The following is a 16452-nucleotide window of genomic DNA, read 5'->3' as shown; positions in this document are numbered from 1 at the left end:
GCCGGGCCCGTCGGTGGCCAGGACGCCGTCGACCGCGCGTCCGCGTCACGCAAGTGGCAGGGTTTGACCGGTAGTTCCGCTATCGACGACCGGAGGATCAGGTCGCGCGGGTAACCCGGATCGATAGTGGTTGAGGTCTGTCAACGGGGCACCGTTACCGGAGCCGTCGGTGTCCAGGCATCTGCCCGTATGAGGGTTGGTAACGGTGCCGTTAGCTGCAGTCCATTTCTGTTTCAGCCGCCGCAGCAGTCCCACGGCTGGACGGGTGTGCCGTCCGTCGTGCCGGAGCCGCTGACGTCTGGGGAGCGTCCGCTGCTCTATCTCACGTGCGCGCTGGATGTATCGCTGCCGTTAGGGGTGTAGGAGAAGTTGTTCACGGCCAGGCCGGGGCCGCCGACCCATGGTTCGAAGCCGAACTGCACGCTGGTCATGTACCAGGAGGGCTGCATGTAGCCCCGTGTGATCGAGTCGTTGGTGAAGTCTTTGATGTTCACCGTGAGGTCGTTGGTGGGCTGTTGGCGGACGTAGGAGACGGTGTTCCAGGCGGGGTTGCTGCCCTGGCGGGCATACCACACATCCCAGTTGGCGCCCGCCAGCTTGACGGTGCCGACCTTTGAGCCGAACGGCTGTGGAGGCCCGGAGTGGTTGGCCCAGATCATCAGCTCCTCACCGTTGTTCTGGCCGGTGGGGTTGGAGTTGGTGTCGAACCAGATGTCGTAGGAGGCGTCCCACTGGCCGCTGTTGGGGGTGGTGAAGTTCACGCTGGACTGCGGGGCGGTGAAGGACGACACCTGTTGCGGCAGGCCGTTGCCGCTGGAGCATTTGCCGAAGTGGCAGCCTGCGTAGATCGACGGATAGGCCGCCGGCGCACCGCTGCCCGCCAGGTTGTGGTCGCCCGTGGTGACGTTGAAACCGGCGTCGGAGACGCCGATGCACTGCGGGACCGAGTCGCCCCACTCGTCGTTCTGGACGATGTACTTTCCGCCCGACACCGCCATGCTGCCGAACATGTCGCAGAGGGTGGTGGTGCCGGCCGACGCCGACGGCGCCACCACCAGCCACGTCGCGGACAGCAGCGCAGCAGCCAGCAGGGCCATCAACACCCCGACCCTGTGCCGCCGACGGATGAGTAACCTTTTCACGGTGGTCCTTTCGAAACCTGAATGCAGCTATCGCATCTATGCCGCTGAAGGTTCAAGGAAGAGAGCCATAGGGGCACTCCCGTTGAGCCGCGACAAGGTCCAGCGCAGGCAAGACAGACAGCTGCACGTCGCGGCCTGACGCGAACTGCCAGGGAACAAAAGCCAGTCGCGTGGTGTCCAGGAGCGGTCCCCTTGGCGCTGCACCTCATCAAGCCAGCACTTGCTTCCAGGTGTCAACAAGCCTGCATTATTCACTCCTTAAATGGCCCTTAAGCGAATCATCGGGGTTGCCGTCCCGGTTGAGGGCTTGCAGTTGGTCGGGGCTGCGGTCTGCTGGTAGGAGCGGCTGGGCGACGGCCGCGCCCGAGGGATCTGCCGGTTGAGGCATGGGAGTTGATCTGAACGATCGTTGCGGCGCGGAAGGGGCGGCATCTGGGTCGGTCGGTGGGCACGAGGCCGGTACGAGATGTGGGTGGCTGAAGGCCGCCGCACTGGGGCGGTCGCGCACACGCCCCGGTGCGTCGCCGCCGATAAGACGTATTCCTCCCGGGCGAACCGTGCCTACCTGCGCAGACGCCCCATCAAGGCCGTCATCCCGGAGAAGCCCGACTTAGGCGAACGCCACGCCCCCGCCCTCCTGGCACAAGCCGCCAAGATCCACAGCAGCCGTGGGTCGCAGCCGTGTCCCACTCCTCCGCGGCCTCGGGCTGTGGCCAACGAGGCCACGCCCCTCCATCGTCCTCCGCGCCGCTGAGCTCGTCGACTGCTGCAACCTGAGGAGTCCTCCCTCCTTGCGTCTCGCCGTCCGCACGTGGACCGGCGCACTGCCGCGCGCCGGCGCTCGGCGCTGGTGCGTACGTCTTCGACTGGGCTGCCGAGACTGTCGGGGGCGGTTCCGCGGTGAGGATCGTGTCCTGTTCGAGGACGTACCGGACGTCGTAGCCGTGCGCGTCCAGGCTGACCACGATGGCATCGACGTCGCCCGCCCCCAGCAGGCGGTACATCTGGCACGTCCGCCCTCGGTGTAAGTCAAGCGCCTGGAGCGGACCTTGGTGGCGAGCGCCGCGTCGGCGTCCTTCATGCGCATGCCCAACCCCATGAATGAGAAAAGGGAAGGAAAAAAGAAGGAAGCTCAGCCAGCTCTGGGCGCGCTTTCCAGCGGGCCAGTCCCGCACCTCGATCCCGTCCTCTTCCGACGGCGGCGTCCACCCTGCCCAACCGGTCACCCCGACCGCGTCTTCCCTGGTCACGGAATTGAACCCACAGCCGGCGCCACCCCCCACGCCGCCAGCACCGCCCTGTCGACGAGAGCGAACACCCCCAACCCCACTACCTCACACCAACACACTTGAAATCTTTGGAACATTCACGTCGTCCGGGTACCAACTGCCCGCTGCCCGAAGACTTTCGGCCATTGACACCCGATGCGTGAGCCGCATAACTTCCTGCCCCAATCGGCCTGCCGAACAGAAGTTCCACCGGCATCACCGCCGGACTCTCCAAGATCGGCAGTCCGTCGCTTCAGGCTCCTTACCCCCACACCCATGGGAGCCGCCCAAGCACCACGACCGCCCCCGGCGGCCGTCAGGCACGGGCTGCTGCCATACGCAAGGAGACTCCATTGCGGACCTCGCCTGGATCCCCACCGCGCCACCCCGGCGCACCCGCCGCCGCACCCCTGCCCCTGGCCGCGGCCACCCCTGGTGCCGTCCCAGAGATCTGCCGCCCCGCGCGATAGCCACGCGCTCCCCCGGCCCACCGCTCCGCAGCCGGGCTACGTACCGCCGACCGGATCACCTGCTGAACTCGCCCTCTGCGCAAGGTCATTGAAAAGCGGCTCCGTGCCGCAGGACAGCAGCTCCGGCGGGTCCGCCTCAGCCACCGCGGTGCGACACGCATCGCAACGGTTTCGTACGAACCCCAACCTCCGCGACCCCGTACTCCCGCGCCCGGCACGGCCGGATCCCAGGCGTACCCAGCCGCCCCGCCCATCCAAGCTCCGCCGGCCGGACCCGGCTGGCGGCTCATGACCCGCACCGGGTCACAGAACCTCCGTCCCTGAGGAGACACCCCCCACATGACCCCCTCGCACAAGAAGAGAACGACCACGAAAGCCCGCACCGCCATCGCCATGGCCGCCGCCGGCGCCATCGCCGCCCTGTCCGCCGGCATCGCCTCGGCCTCAGGCACGTTCGACACCCCCGCCGACACACACCACCACTACGCGCTCGGCGCCAAGCTGCCCTCCGGCGGCAAGGCCAGCGCACTCGCCACGCACACCTCGGTCGTCTCCCGCCTCGCCGCCCTCTCGCCACACAAGGGCGGCGCGCCCCAGGACGTGCGGGACAGCGTGGACCTGAGCCAGTACGCGATCGCCCCAGGCAATCAAGGCAGGGTCGGCTCCTGCGTGTCCTGGGCCATCGACTACTCCGGCTACAGCATCCAGGAGAAGCAGCAGGGCATCTCCGGCGGCCCGCAGGCACCCATGTACACCTATGCCCAGATAGCCAAGGGCAACGACCAGGGCAGCACCCCGGACGACACGTTCAGCATCGCCGAGTCGCAGGGAGTCGACTCGAAGTCGGACTACACCCAGGGCGACTTCGACTTCACCACCCAGCCGACCGACGCCGAGCGCCAGAACGCCGCGCACTGGAAGCTGTCGGGCCACACCCAATTGCACACCGGCAACCAGATCCAGGCCGACGTGAAGCAGGCCCTCGCCGACGGCGAGCCGGTCGCCATCTCCCTCCAAGTGCACCAGAGCTTCCAGGACATCACCCAGCAGACGGCGGCCGACTACTCCTACCAGCCCGGCGGCGCCGAGGACCCCGTCCTCGGCGGCCACGAGATCACCATCGTCGGCTACAACAACCAGGGCGTCCGCGTCGAGAACTCCTGGGGCAGCAACTGGGGCGACGGCGGCTACATCAACCTGTCGTGGGACTTCCTGGCCAACCAGGTCCAAGAGGCCAACGCCATCGGCAAACTCGTCAAGTAGCCCCGGCAGTTCCAGGCCGACGCCCATGCGAACGTGACCGATCCCTCACCTGCCTATCCCTGGCATACGGAGCCCGCGGTGGTGTAGGCGGGCCCCGTACTGCTTCCGCGATCGTCGTGGTCAGGTGCCCCCTTCCCGGCAACCGCAACGACTGCAAAGCATGGGAAGAATCCGGAGCCAAGGCCGCCGTCGGCAACACCATGACGATCGCTGACGGCGGCTACCCGGGCACCGGCCTTGTGATGCCCCACAGGCGCCGCAAAGGCGAGGAGTTGCCCAGCTGGAAGCAGGTGCACAACAAGTCCCACAAGCAGGTCCGCGCCCGCGTCGAGCACGTCTTCGCCCGCATGAAGACCTGGAAGATCCTCCGCGACTGCCGCCTCAAAGGCGACGGCGTCCACCACGCCATGCTCGGCATCGCACGACTGCACAATCTTGCCCTCACCGGATAGACAAACGGGCGGATCAGCAACCGACCTCGCCCGCACCGGTTCGAAGATCAGTTACGGGACAACCCATAGCTGCGGTGTCGCCCGGGCTGGGCACGGGGAACGCGCTGGTGGTGACGCTCCTGGTGCAGCTCGGGGTGGTGGCGGTGACGGGGCTGCTGAATCTGCGGCTGCCCCGGGTGGTCGGCTGAGACACGGGTGGTCGGCCGAGAGTTGATCGGGGCCGGCCGCGCCCGGTACGGCAGCAGGGCCCGGACCGCGCGTCGCGGTCCGGGCCCTGCCCCGTGCGGTGCCGCCCTGCTGCGGCGGTGCGTCAGCTCTGTGCGGTGTCGTCGCCCGCCTGCCCGGCGCCCTCAGCTGCGCCTGCCTTCTCGCGCATCTTGCGCACCAGCTCCGCCTTCTGGTCGGCTGCACCCTGGCGGTCGAGGTTGCGGTGCGGACCGTTGTTCTGCCGTTCGGCGCGGGACAGCTTCTTGCGCTGGCCGCCGCCCATGCCCACGGGGTTGTTGATGTTCTTGCTCACGGTCACGGGTTCTCCCGGTAGTGATGTGAAGTGGTCTACGGATTCATCGGTGGGGGACGGGCGGCGACGTCGAAGGACGTCAGCAGGGGCCCATCACGCTCTCACTCGTAAATCGGCGTCTGGAAGAACATGACAAAGACGTTACCTGGTTCCGCCGGCCCCGCACACCAACCTTTTCGCCGCCCCGGCGTCGGCTGGGCCTTCGGCGGGCGCCCGGGGTCAGCCGTTTCCTTCCGGGAATCTCAGCACAGCCAGCACCCGCCGGTGGTCGCCGCCCGCCTGGGGCAGGTCCAGATGGGCGTTACTGGGCCCCCGTGGGCGTTGTCAGTGGTCGCGAGCATACTGACGGCATGAGAGATCATCTCACTTGCGCCCCGCCGTTACGGGACAACCTTTAGGCAGCCACTTTGGGGCGAGCCTCTAAGATCATGGCCCCAACATCGTGCTTTACCGGGCAGGTCCGCAGACTGCCCGGAACTGCCGACGCCAGCCGAGCGCCGGCGCGCAGGGCGGGCGCAGAAGCCGAACCGAACTCCTAAAGCGGATGTCGCAGGTTCGAATCCTGCCGAGGGCATCAGCGAAGAGGCCACCTAGAGACGTCGCTAGGTGGCCTTTTGCGTTCACGGGCCTGGCGACGGCGCGGGGCAGTCACTGGCCATTGGGGACGCCCTTCGACGCCAAGCCAGCCAGCCCGGGGGACACCGAAGACCTCTAGACCTGCCTCCCGGGGAATACAGTTCGCATGCGCTTAACAACGCAGAGTCATCGGCGCTGCCCATTTCGGGCGGTCTATGTGCAAGCTGATGCGCGTTCAATTCATACCCGGCAAGATACCTCTGTGGTGAATCCAGACTCTCAACTGCTGTGGATCCGTACTGACAACGGAGCTGACGAACTGCGCTCCCTGCTGGCTTGGTTGCAGTGGGACGATGCCTTGCGCGGGCGGGTCCGGCTCGAACACGCGCCAGTTGGTTCCGGCGAGATGGGCGGGCTAGTCGATGCGCTCACAGTAGTTCTTGGCTCCGGCGGGATCGGAGTGGCGTTGACGAGCTCATTGACCGCATGGATCTCGCAGCGACGTTCGGATGTCAAGTTGACAGTAACTGCACGCGACGGGCGGAGTGTTGAAGTCGACGCCAAGCGGGTCGACGCCCAAGCACTAGCGAGAGGCATAGAACGAATTTTGCGTGCGGAGGAAGGGTCGTGACCCGTTTCCCTGATCCGGCCCGTTCGCGAGCCGTGTTGATCGGCGCCAGCACGTTTTCGGAGGCGGGTGGGTTGCCCTCCATACCGGCCGTTTCAGCCAACCTAGATGGCCTTCGTGCGGCGCTCACCAGCTCAACAACCGGATCCCTCGCTGCCGAGTACTGCACACTCCTCAGAGATCCCGCAGCGACGTCAGTGATCGGTCAAGCCCTCGCGCAAGGCTCGGAAGCCACAGACGTGCTCTTCGTGTACTACAGCGGGCATGGGCTGGTCGATGAGCGCGGCAGACTGTACCTCTCGCTGTCCTCCACGAAGCCCGATCAATTGCGCTGGACAGCGCTCCCCTTCGACTTCCTCCGGGAGGAGCTCGCAGCCAGCCGGGCAGAAATTCGGGTACTCATTTTGGATTGTTGTTTTTCAGGTCGCGCGGTCGAGGCAATGTCGGATCCCGACCGAGCGATAACCGGGCAGATCGACATCGCTGGCACCTACACGATGACCTCGACGACGGCGAATGCAACCGCCTACGCGCCGGCGGGCGCAAAATACACAGCCTTCACTGACGCCTTTCTAAGGGCGTTGCGTAGCGAAGAATACGAAGAATCGTTCAAGGACGAAAAATACAAAGAATCGCTCACGTTGGATGAGATCTTCCGGGAGATGGATATTCACCTCCTTGAGCGTGGGCATCCTCGCCCTCAGCGCCGCGCAATCAATTCCGCGGGAAGCCTGATACTGACCAAGAGTCGCCAAGTCGACGCACCTCTGAATAATATCTATCCTGGGCGCCGATTCAGCACACGGCGTCAGGCACACGAGGCGGGGGTGCATCGCCCACTACATTCCGGAATCGGTGGAACCAGAAAGACCGGCGCAGAATCCATCATCCTCTCCGGCGGCTATAAAGACGACGAGGACCATGGTGATGTCATCATCTACACCGGTCACGGCGGATTAGACCAGGCCGGAAACCAGGTTAGAGGTCAATCCCTGGACGACTCCGGCAACGCCGCCCTGGTGACCAGTTACCTCGAAGGGCTCCCGGTCCGGGTTATCCGCGGCTGGCAGATCGCGTCACGCTATGCGCCCAGTAAGGGCTACCGGTACGACGGCCTCTACCGTGTGACCAGCTACGGCAGCAAGACCAGCCTCGATGGATTCTTGATTTGGCAGTTTCGGCTAGAAGCATGCGAGGGCACTCCGCTCCCGAAGATGAAACAACAGGGCGACCTTAACGATATGGTGGAGCCCAAGATTGAACGCGTAACCGCGCGAAAAAAATTGGAAGGCATCGATCAGCCCGAACGAGTTGTGCAGCGAATCGTTCATAGCAACTCGACGCATCGCCAGGTCAAGGAATGGCACGATAACCGATGCCAGGTCTGTAGTGTGCGTATCGAAGTGCCTGGCGGGAGCTACAGCGAAGGCGCACACCTTCAGGCTTTGGAAAGTCCGCACAACGGTCCGGACACAGCTGGCAATGTGCTCTGCCTCTGCTCAAACTGTCATGTGATGTTGGATGCCGGCGCCATCGTCATTAACGATGATCTCAGCGTCATCCGGGCTGGCGAGGAGGTGGGCACCCTGAATACGCACCCTCAGCACACCATCGACCTGGAGTGTGTGAAGCAGCACCGCAACCGATGGAGTGACATGGAGTGACGCAGTTAGACGGATGCCCACACTCGACGTCAACGGGGCGGGACGTCAGCACATCTCGACGGAGTCCGGCACACGAGCCGACGCCATGTAGACGGATCCGCGCGGTCTGACAACGGGCACTGGCGCGCACTTCTAAAGTGGTAATCACCGTGCCGATGCCATACGTCGCGGGAGTGCCGACAGGAGTGCCCGCGAACTGGCTTCGTGGGGCTCCCTGTCGAATACGTGTCGAAGTTGGTCTGGCATGCAGCGCTCGCCTTAAGAAAGAGCCAGGTCAAAGCGGTGCGATCGGTGAACTGCACCGGTCTCTTCTAAGGCCGAGGCACTGGCTGGGCAGACGGCTGGTTGCCTCACCCGTAGCCAGCACACAAACACCGACGATCTTTTGAGGCTCGTTTTGCGGCGGTGGGGGCTTACTGAAGCCTCGTCGCGTAGAAGGCCACAGCGGAGGCTGCGGCGACATTGAGGGAGTCCACTCCTGCGGCCATCGGGATCCGGACCCATTCATCGGCCGCGCGCAGGGCGTCGACCGACAGTCCCTCGCCTTCTGTGCCAAGCATCAGGGCCAGCTTCTCGTACCGGCGGGCGGCCAGTTCGTCAATCGTGATCGACTTCTCACCGAGGCACAAGGCAGCCGTCACGAAGCCGTGCCGGCGGAACAGCTCGATGTCCTTCGGCCAAGAGGTCAGCCGGGTCCAGGGAACGTGGAAGACAGCGCCCATCGACACCTTCACGGCCCGCCGGTAGAGAGGGTCGGCGCAGCGCGGCGTGAGGAAAACAGCGTCCACACCCAGAGCAGCTGCGTTGCGGAAGGCAGCCCCCAGATTCGCGTGATCAACGATGTCCTCGAAGATGGCGACGCGCTGACCTGCACTCCTTTGGAGACCCAAAGGCAACATGGCGCCGATGTTGGTGTGGTCGTTGACGGCTTCCATGACCACGATGCGGCGGGTGGCGCGCAGCAGTTCGGTGGCGTCCGGCAGCGGTTTGCGCTGCATCGAGGCGAGCGCCCCGCGGTGGACGTGATAGCCCGTCACCCGCTCGGCGAGGTCGGGGCTGACCGCGTAGACCGGGGCCGGGACCTCGTCGATGACATCTCGCATGACGTCGACCCACTTGGCCGAGAGCAGCATGGAGCGCATCTCGTACCCGGCGTGCCGGGCGCGACGGATGACCTTCTCGCCCTCGGCGATGAAGAGCCCTTCGGCGGGCTCGCGCCGGCGCCGCAGCTCGACGTCGGTGAGACCGGTGTAGTCGCGCAGCCGCGGGTCGTCCGGGTCCTCGACGGTGATGATTTCTGCCACGGGGAGATAGTGCCTTGTCGGTCTCGGGATTCCCACGCCGGGGAGCGGATCGGTCAGCTGAGGGAGGTGGGGCCGGCGACGGTGACGACGTCTCCGATGACGATGACGGCCGGCGGGCGGACGCCTTCGGCCCGCACGGTCTCGCCGAGGGTCGCCAGGGTGGCGTCGACGCGGCGCTGGGAGGCAGTGGTGCCTTCCTGGATGACCGCGGCGGGGGTGTCGGCGGCGCGGCCGTGCTCCACGAGCTTGGCGGCGATGGCGCCGCTGTTCTCCACGCCCATCAGGACGACGAGGGTGCCGCGCAGCTTGGCGAGCGCGGCCCAGTCCACCAGCGAGCGCTCGTCGTCGGGGGCGACATGGCCGCTGACGACGGTGAATTCGTGGGCGACGCCGCGGTGGGTGACGGGGATGCCGGCGGCGCCGGGGACGGAGATGGTGCTGGAGATGCCGGGGACGACCGTGCAGGGGATGCCGGCGGCGGCCAGCGCCTGGGCCTCTTCCATGCCGCGGCCGAAGACGAACGGGTCGCCGCCCTTGAGACGGACCACGGCCTTGCCGGCCTTGGCATGCTCGATCAGGGCGTTGTTGATGGCCTCTTGGGCCATGAAGCGGCCGTACGGGATCTTCGCCGCATCGATGACCTCGACGTGCGGCGGGAGTTCGGCGAGCAGATCGCGCGGCCCGAGCCGGTCGGCGATGACCACGTCCGCCTCGGCGAGCAGTCGGCGGCCCCGGACAGTGATCAGGTCGGGGTCGCCGGGGCCGCCGCCGACCAGGGCCACACCGGGGGTGTGCGGGCGGCGGTGGTGCGGGGCGGCGAGGCTGCCGTCCCGCAGGCCCTCGACGATGGCGTCGCGGACGGCGGCGGAGCGGCGCGGGTCGCGGCCGGTGAGCACGGCCACGGTGACGCCCTCGCTGCGGCCGGTGGCCGGGGTCCAGGCGGTGGCGGCCTCGGCGTCGTCGGAGCGTACGCACCAGACGCGGCGGTCCTCGGCCTCCTGGGAGGCGGCGGCGTTGGCCTCGGGGTCGTCGGTGGAGATCAGCGCGTACCAGGCGCCTTCGAGGTCACCGGCCCGGTAGCGGCGGCGCTCCCAGTGGATCTCGCCGGTGTCGGCCATCGCCTCGACGGAGGGGGTGGCGGACGGGGAGATCAGCAGGACGTCGGCGCCCGCGGCGATGAGCGAGGGGAGCCGGCGCTGGGCGACCTGCCCGGCGCCCAGGACGACCACGCGGCGGCCGGACAGCCGCAGTCCGACGGGGTAGGCGGCGTGTTCGGAGGCATGCTCGGCCATGGTGGTACGGCTCCTTGTGCGGATGGTGCGGGTTCGGCGTCCGGCTCAGTCGCTGCGGCACTGGAGCGGCTGATGAGGGGAAACGGGCCCGGGAGGCGCTACGGCCCCGGCCCACAGCCTAGGGCCTGTCGGCCAACCACCGTCGTCCGCCCGGGGCACGGGCGGCGGGAGGTTGACGACAGGCCCGGGGGCTGCGGGCCGGAGGTCGTGCGGGGGCGGCCTGGTGACGGCCGGTCCCGGTCAGCTCTTCTCGGTGACTCCGGCGGAGTCGAAGGTGGCGACCTCGTGCATGGCGCGGGCGGCGCTCTGCACGACGGGCAGCGCGAGCAGCGCGCCGGTGCCCTCGCCCAGCCGCAGGTCGAGGTCGACGATCGGGCGCAGGCCCAGCTTGTTCAGCGCCGCGACATGGCCCGGCTCGGCGCTGCGGTGGCCGGCGATGCAGGCGGCCAGCGCCTCCGGGGCGATGGCCCGGGCCACCAGGGCGGCGGCGCCGGCGCTGACGCCGTCCAGGATCACCGGCGTACGCAGCGAGGCGCCGCCGAGGATCAGGCCGACCATGGCCGCGTGCTCCAGGCCGCCGAGCGCGGCGAGGACGCCGACCGGGTCGGCCGGGTCGGGCTGGTGGAGTTCCAGGGCGCGGCGGACGACCTCGACCTTGCGGGCGTGCGTCTCGTCGTTGATGCCGGTGCCGCGGCCGGTGACCTCGGCCGGGTCGACGCCTGTGTAGACGGCGATCAGGGCGGCCGAGGCGGTGGTGTTGGCGATGCCCATCTCACCGGTCAGCAGCGCCTTGTTGCCGGCGGCCACCAGGTCCCGGGCGGTCTCGATGCCGACCTCGATGGCCTTGAGGACCTCTTCCTGGGTCATCGCGGGGCCCTGGGTGAAGTCGGCGGTGCCGGGCCGGACCTTGCGGGGCAGCAGGCCGGGCGTGGCGGGGAGTTCGCCGGCCACGCCGACGTCGACCACGCACACCTCGGCGCCGACCTGGTTGGCGAAGGCGTTGCAGACCGCGCCGCCGCCCAGGAAGTTGGCGACCATCTGGCCGGTGACCTCCTGGGGCCAGGGGGTCACGCCCTGGGCGTGGACGCCGTGGTCGCCGGCGAAGATCGCGACCGCGGCCGGCTCCGGGATGGGCGGCGGGCACTTGCGGGACAGGCCGCTGAGCTGCGCGGAGATGATCTCCAGCATGCCCAGTGCCCCGGCCGGCTTGGTCATCCGCTTCTGCCGCTCCCAGGCTTCGCCGAGCGCCTTGGCGTCCAGCGGGCGGATGCCCTGGAGGGTCTCCTGGAGGAGGTCGTGCGGGTCCTCGCCCGGCAGCGCGCGCCGGCCGTAGGTCTCCTCGTGGACAACCCAGGACAGCGGGCGGCGCTTGGACCAGCCCGCCTGGAGCAGTTCGGGCTCGTCCGGGAACTCGTCGACGTAGCCGACGCAGAGGTAGGCGACGACTTCGAGGTGTTCGGGCAGGCCCAGTTCGCGGACCATCTCGCGCTCGTCGAAGAAGCTGACCCAGCCGACGCCGAGGCCCTCGGCGCGGGCGGCGAGCCAGAGGTTCTCGACGGCGAGCGCCGAGGAGTACGGAGCCATCTGCGGCTGGGTGTGCCGGCCGAGGGTGTGCCGACCGCCGCGGGTGGGGTCGGCGGTGACGACGATGTTCACCGGCGTTTCGAGGATCGCCTCGATCTTCAGCTCGCGGAACTGCTTGGCGCGCGCCTTGGGCAGCGACTTGGCGTAGGCGTCGCGCTGCCGCATGGCGAGCTGGTGCATCTTCTCGCGGGTGTCGTCGGACCTGATGACGACGAAGTCCCAGGGCTGGGAGTGGCCGACGCTGGGGGCGGTGTGGGCCGCTTCCAGGACGCGCAGCAGCACTTCGTTGGGGATCGGGTCGCCGCGGAAGCCGTTGCGGATGTCGCGGCGTTCGCGGATGACGCGGTGTACGGCGGCGCGCTCGGAGTCGTCGTAGGCGGGGGCGGCCGGGGTGGCGACGCGGGTGGTGTCGCCGTCGGTGGCCTCGTCGGCGGGTGCGACGGGGGCCTCGTCCCCGGAGACCGCCGGGGAGTGGTCCTCGCCCTCGCCGAGTTCGACGAGTTGGGCGTTGTCCTGCTGGTGCGGGCGGGGGGTGCCGTCGTGCGCGGCATCGGCGGCGGGGGCGGCGTCGGCCGCGGCGGCCGCCGGTGCCGGCTCGGCGGCGGCCGGCTGCGCGGCGTCGGGTGCGGCCCCGGCCGCCGGGACGGGCTCCGCGCTCGCCTGGGCCGGGATGTGCAGGACCACGTTCTCCGCCGCTGCGGCGGGCGCGGCGAGGACGTCCGCGGTGGGCTGGTCGGCAGCGGCGGGGGCGGCATCCGGGGCGGGCTCGGCGGCCTGCGCCGCGGCGGGCTGTGCGGCGCCGTCCGTCGGGACCTCCGCCGGGGCGTCGGCCACTGCCGGGGCCTCGGCGGCGGCCGTGTCGGGCTGCGGCTCGGCCGGGGGCTGTGCGCCCTCGGGGGCGGCCGGCGCCGCCGGGGCGGGCGCGGCGGTCTGTCCAGCCTCGGCGGTTACGGGGGCCGGCGCGGACTCCGCCGCCTGTGCCCCGGGCTCCTCTATGACGGCCTGGTGCTGGGGCGCGGCGCTCTCGGCTGCGGGCAGGGCGATGGGGCCCTGCGGCGCCGCCGCGGCGTCCGGCTCGCCTTCGGGGGCGACCGGCTGGGCCGCGGCGACCGGTTGGGTGTCCGTGGGCTGCCGGGCCTCGGCCGGTGCGCCGGACTCGGCCTGGGCGGGCTGGGGTTCGGCCACGGGCTGGGACGCGGCCGGGGCCGCCTCGGCGGCGGCCGGCTGCGCGACGTCCTGCGGGGCGGCGGCGTCCTGCGGAACCTGCTCCGCATGGCCGGGCGAGGCCGCCGGATCGGCATGGTTCGCGGGCTGCACCACGGTCTCCGCCGCTGCCGCTGTTGTTTCCGCCACTGCTTCTGCCACCGCCTCCACCGTTGCTTCCTGCTGCGGCTGCGCGGCCGCTACGGGGACGTCCTGAGCGGGGAGTTCCTGGACCGGCGCGGGGGCGGCCTGGACCGGAGCCTCCTGGACGGGGGCTTCCGGAGCTGCGGCCTCCACCGCCGGGTGCGGCGGCTGCTCCACCGCCTCGGCCGGAGCCTGCGCCGGCGTGCCCAGAGGGGCACTTGCGGCGTCAGCCGGCTCCGCGGCTTCCACGACGACCGCGGAACCCGAGGCATCCACCACCACGGCCGCGACCGCCGCCGCGGCGCCCTCGGCGGGCACCGGCTGCACCGGAGTCTGCGGCTGGGCCTGGGCCTGCGGCTGCGCCGCGGGCAACGCGCCGTCCGGCTGGGTCTGCTGGGGCTGCGGGGCCGGCTCGACGGCCGGTACCGCGCCCTGTTCGGCGGCCGCGGCGGCCTCGGTGGGCACCGGAGCCGCGGCGGCGACCGCGTCCGCGTCGCCCGGGGTCTGCGCGGCCTCCGGCACGGGGACCGACACCGCCTGCGCGGACGCCTCTCCCCACGGCTGCACCTGCGCCGGGACCTGGGACGGAATCTCGCCCAGCTGCGGCCCGGGCAACGGGCCCTGCCCGGCGGCCCCGTAGGACTGCTCGGCGTACAACTGGCCGTCGTAGGGCTGCTGGACGTAGGCGGGGGCACCCGCGGGCGGCGTCGCGTACCCGGCGTCCCCGTGGGCGCCCTGCTCCGGATAGGGCTGAGCCGACCGGGCGTCAGCGGGCTGTGCCTCTGCGGGCTGGTCGCCCACCGTCACGGCCCCCGGTGCCTGGGGGGCCTCGGCCGGTACGTCGAGGTACTCGGGGCCGCCGGACACCTGGGCGGGCTGCCGGGGCGTGGCCTGGGTCGTCTCGGCCGGGCCGCGGTCGGCCAGCGAACGGACCACACCGCCGGTCGCGTCCGGGACGGGCGGGCCCATGTGGAGCGGACGGCGCGGTGCGGCGGCGGGCTGGGCGGCGGCCCGTGCGCGCGCCTGCGGCTGGGGGGCCGCGGGCTGCGGGATGCGGACGGCGCCGAGGTCGACGGAACCGGAGTCGCGACCGCCGCTCTCGTGGTCGCCGACGGCCGCGTGCTCGGCGGCCGGTGCGGGGACCGGCTCGTAACCGGCGGCCTGCTGGGGGGCGGCAGCCGCGTCGAACGGCCCGCCCTGCTGCGGTACGGCGTGCGGCTGGGCGGGCTGCGGCATCTGCTGGGCCGGCTGCTCGCTCCAGGCGCCCTGGGCACCCGGCATCAGCAGCAGGTCGTCGTCCTCGGGGACGGTCCCGGCCGCGTCGTGGTAGGGGTAGTCGCCCGGCTGCTGCGTCGGGCCGGCGTCGGCAGGGGAAGGAACGGCCGGCTGCGGCTGCCCGCGATGTCCGCCTGCGTTCTCCGGCTGTCCCTCGCCCGGGACCTGGCCGGTGTCGGTCATGCGTACCCCTCGCCCATTGGTAGTGCTCCTTCCAACCGCTCGTGCGACCCGCTCGACCGGTGCGCACCGACGCCCCGATAGCTAGAACGAGCGAGCGCGCCTCCCGGCACGTCCGCCCTCAAGTGCTTCATTTTCGTCCAAAACCACGGCAATTTCCGGATATTGGCGTACGAAGCCGAACGCGGAACGGCGGCGCAACGATCCGCCAGCCTACCTCGCGCGGGTGGGCTCCCAGGTCACGGGTGAGGAACGCGATAGCCGCTCAGCAAAAACACCACAGAGCGTTCACGTTCGACCCAAACGGAGGTGTCCAGTTCTACCGACTGAAGGAGGGCGCACTCGACTTCGTACCCGCCGTCGGCGAGCGCCCGGCCCAGCGCCTCGGCCTCGTCGCGGGTCGCGGCGTGGGTGACGATCCGTTCGGGACGGCGGGCCGCGCAGGCGGTGACCACGTCCACTCCCCCGGCGCCGATGCGCACCACGTCGGGCTCCGGCAGGTCCTCCAGGATCTTCGGCGCGCGGCCGTGGACGACCTGGAGTTGGACGCCGAGCCGGCGGGCGATGGCGACGGTGCGCCCGCAGGCGTCCGGGTCGGCGTCGACCGCGATGACGGCGGCGCCGAAGCGCGCGGCCTCCGCGGCGGCGGCGCCGCTTCCGGAGCCGATGTCCCAGACCAGGTCGCCCACCCGCGGCCCGAGTCGGGCGAGTTGTGCGGTGCGCAGCTGGACGGACTCGCCCTCGCCGAGCGCCCCGCCGTACGCGCGGTCCGGAAGTCCCCAGCCGCGCGGCCCGGTCGGATGGCCCGCTTCGCCGCCGGGGGTGCCGGCGATCCAGCCGGTGCCCTGGGCGGCGGCGCCGGCGGGCGATCCGCCGACGACGATGACGACATTGGGGTCGCGCCATACGTGGTCGGCGGCCTTGTCGGATGTGAGGACCGTCACCCGTTCTCGTTCGGTGCCCAGGTCCTCGCAGATGACGAAGGTGCGGTGGACGTCGCCCAGCAGCAGGGCGAGTTCGGCGGGGCCGGCGCCGGGCGAGGTGAGCACGGCGACCTTGGGGTGGGCGCGGCAGACGTTGACCGCACGGCGCAGATCGCGGCTGTGGGCGACGACGATCTGGGCGTCGTCCCAGGGCATGCCGGCCCGGGCGAAGGCGGCGGCGACGGAGGAGACGGCCGGTACCACCTCGACCTCCAGGCCGTATTCGGGGGCGCGCAGGGTGCGTACCACGCCGAAGAAGCCGGGGTCGCCGTCGGCGAGTACGACGGCGGTGCCGCGGTGCTGGGCGATGCGGCGGGCGGCCAGGGTGACGCTGCCGAGGCGGATCCGCTCGGCGGCGGGCGGGACTTCGGGGAGCGCGAGATGGTGCGCGGCTCCGGCCACCAGCGTCGCGGCGCCGAGGGCGGAGCGGGCGGCGGCGGTCAGCGGGGAGCCGTCCCATCCGATCACCGTGACCCGGTCGGCCATGCTCGTCAGTCTCCTGGG

9 protein-coding genes and 2 pseudogenes are annotated in these 16452 nt (G+C 70.0%); 5 read left to right on the top strand and 6 right to left on the bottom strand.

Translation table 11 applies throughout. The annotated features are described in order from the left end of the window. Window positions 1-317: 317 nt before the first annotated feature. Complete coding sequence (locus ACO1BR_RS19915) at window positions 318-1142, bottom strand: GH12 family glycosyl hydrolase domain-containing protein (RefSeq protein WP_426796418.1); 825 nt, start codon at window positions 1140-1142, stop codon at window positions 318-320. Between the two features lie 494 nt (window positions 1143-1636). On the opposite strand from ACO1BR_RS19915, the pseudogene ACO1BR_RS19910 reads away from it, so the two are divergent. The 3 genes and pseudogenes from ACO1BR_RS19910 to ACO1BR_RS19900 form a co-directional block, all read left to right on the top strand. Beyond that, a pseudogene (locus ACO1BR_RS19910) lies at window positions 1637-1752 on the top strand (IS5-like element ISAs34 family transposase); the annotation flags it as partial. A 1467-nt stretch (window positions 1753-3219) separates the two neighbouring features. After that, window positions 3220-4143, top strand: coding sequence for a C1 family peptidase (locus ACO1BR_RS19905; RefSeq protein WP_426796417.1), 924 nt, complete (start codon window positions 3220-3222; stop codon window positions 4141-4143). 110 nt (window positions 4144-4253) lie between these two features. Next, window positions 4254-4595, top strand: a pseudogene (locus ACO1BR_RS19900) (transposase); the annotation flags it as partial. A gap of 310 nt (window positions 4596-4905) precedes the next feature. Here ACO1BR_RS19900 and ACO1BR_RS19895 read toward each other — a convergent pair. Further along, the gene (locus ACO1BR_RS19895) at window positions 4906-5121 is read right to left on the bottom strand and encodes a DUF6243 family protein (RefSeq protein ID WP_243627090.1); all 216 of its coding nucleotides are present in this window, start codon (window positions 5119-5121) and stop codon (window positions 4906-4908) included. 832 nt (window positions 5122-5953) lie between these two features. On the opposite strand from ACO1BR_RS19895, the gene ACO1BR_RS19890 reads away from it, so the two are divergent. Both ACO1BR_RS19890 and ACO1BR_RS19885 read left to right on the top strand, forming a co-directional pair. Then, the gene (locus ACO1BR_RS19890) at window positions 5954-6322 is read left to right on the top strand and encodes an effector-associated constant component EACC1 (protein WP_426796416.1); all 369 of its coding nucleotides are present in this window, start codon (window positions 5954-5956) and stop codon (window positions 6320-6322) included. Continuing rightward, window positions 6319-7983 carry a caspase, EACC1-associated type gene (locus ACO1BR_RS19885; protein WP_426796415.1) on the top strand — a complete coding sequence of 555 codons (1665 nt, stop codon included), beginning with the start codon at window positions 6319-6321 and terminating at the stop codon, window positions 7981-7983. Before ACO1BR_RS19890 ends, ACO1BR_RS19885 begins: the two co-directional genes overlap by 4 nt. Before the next feature lie 413 nt (window positions 7984-8396). On the opposite strand, the gene ACO1BR_RS19880 is transcribed toward ACO1BR_RS19885, so the two are convergent. From ACO1BR_RS19880 to cbiE, 4 genes are all read right to left on the bottom strand, one after another. Next, window positions 8397-9287 (bottom strand): TrmH family RNA methyltransferase, encoded by an 891-nt coding sequence (locus tag ACO1BR_RS19880; RefSeq protein WP_426796414.1) that lies wholly within the window; start codon window positions 9285-9287, stop codon window positions 8397-8399. A 53-nt stretch (window positions 9288-9340) separates the two neighbouring features. Continuing rightward, window positions 9341-10579 (bottom strand): uroporphyrinogen-III C-methyltransferase, encoded by a 1239-nt coding sequence (cobA, locus tag ACO1BR_RS19875; protein ID WP_426796413.1) that lies wholly within the window; start codon window positions 10577-10579, stop codon window positions 9341-9343. Window positions 10580-10819: 240 nt separating this feature from the next. Next, entirely contained in the window at window positions 10820-14968 is a 4149-nt protein-coding gene (gene cobT / locus ACO1BR_RS19870) for a nicotinate-nucleotide--dimethylbenzimidazole phosphoribosyltransferase (RefSeq protein WP_426796412.1), read from the bottom strand. Between the two features lie 236 nt (window positions 14969-15204). Then, window positions 15205-16434, bottom strand: coding sequence for a precorrin-6y C5,15-methyltransferase (decarboxylating) subunit CbiE (cbiE, locus tag ACO1BR_RS19865; RefSeq protein WP_426796411.1), 1230 nt, complete (start codon window positions 16432-16434; stop codon window positions 15205-15207). Between the last annotated feature and the right edge of the window lie 18 nt (window positions 16435-16452).

Origin of the sequence: Streptomyces sp. YGL11-2 (genome assembly GCF_050054615.1) — a bacterium.
Taxonomy (GTDB): Bacteria; Actinomycetota; Actinomycetes; order Streptomycetales; family Streptomycetaceae; genus Streptomyces.
The sequence above is the reverse complement of the archived record's forward strand: the minus strand, read 5'-3'. Positions and strand labels throughout refer to the sequence as shown.

What these genes read in the sequence shown, in the direction of transcription:
- ACO1BR_RS19905 (WP_426796417.1), top strand. Translation starts at nt 3,220, where the DNA reads ATGACCCCCTCGCACAAGAAGAGAACGACCACGAAAGCCCGCACCGCC.
- cobA (WP_426796413.1), bottom strand. Translation starts at nt 10,579, where the DNA reads ATGGCCGAGCATGCCTCCGAACACGCCGCCTACCCCGTCGGACTGCGG.
- cobT (WP_426796412.1), bottom strand. Translation starts at nt 14,968, where the DNA reads ATGACCGACACCGGCCAGGTCCCGGGCGAGGGACAGCCGGAGAACGCA.
- cbiE (WP_426796411.1), bottom strand. Translation starts at nt 16,434, where the DNA reads ATGGCCGACCGGGTCACGGTGATCGGATGGGACGGCTCCCCGCTGACC.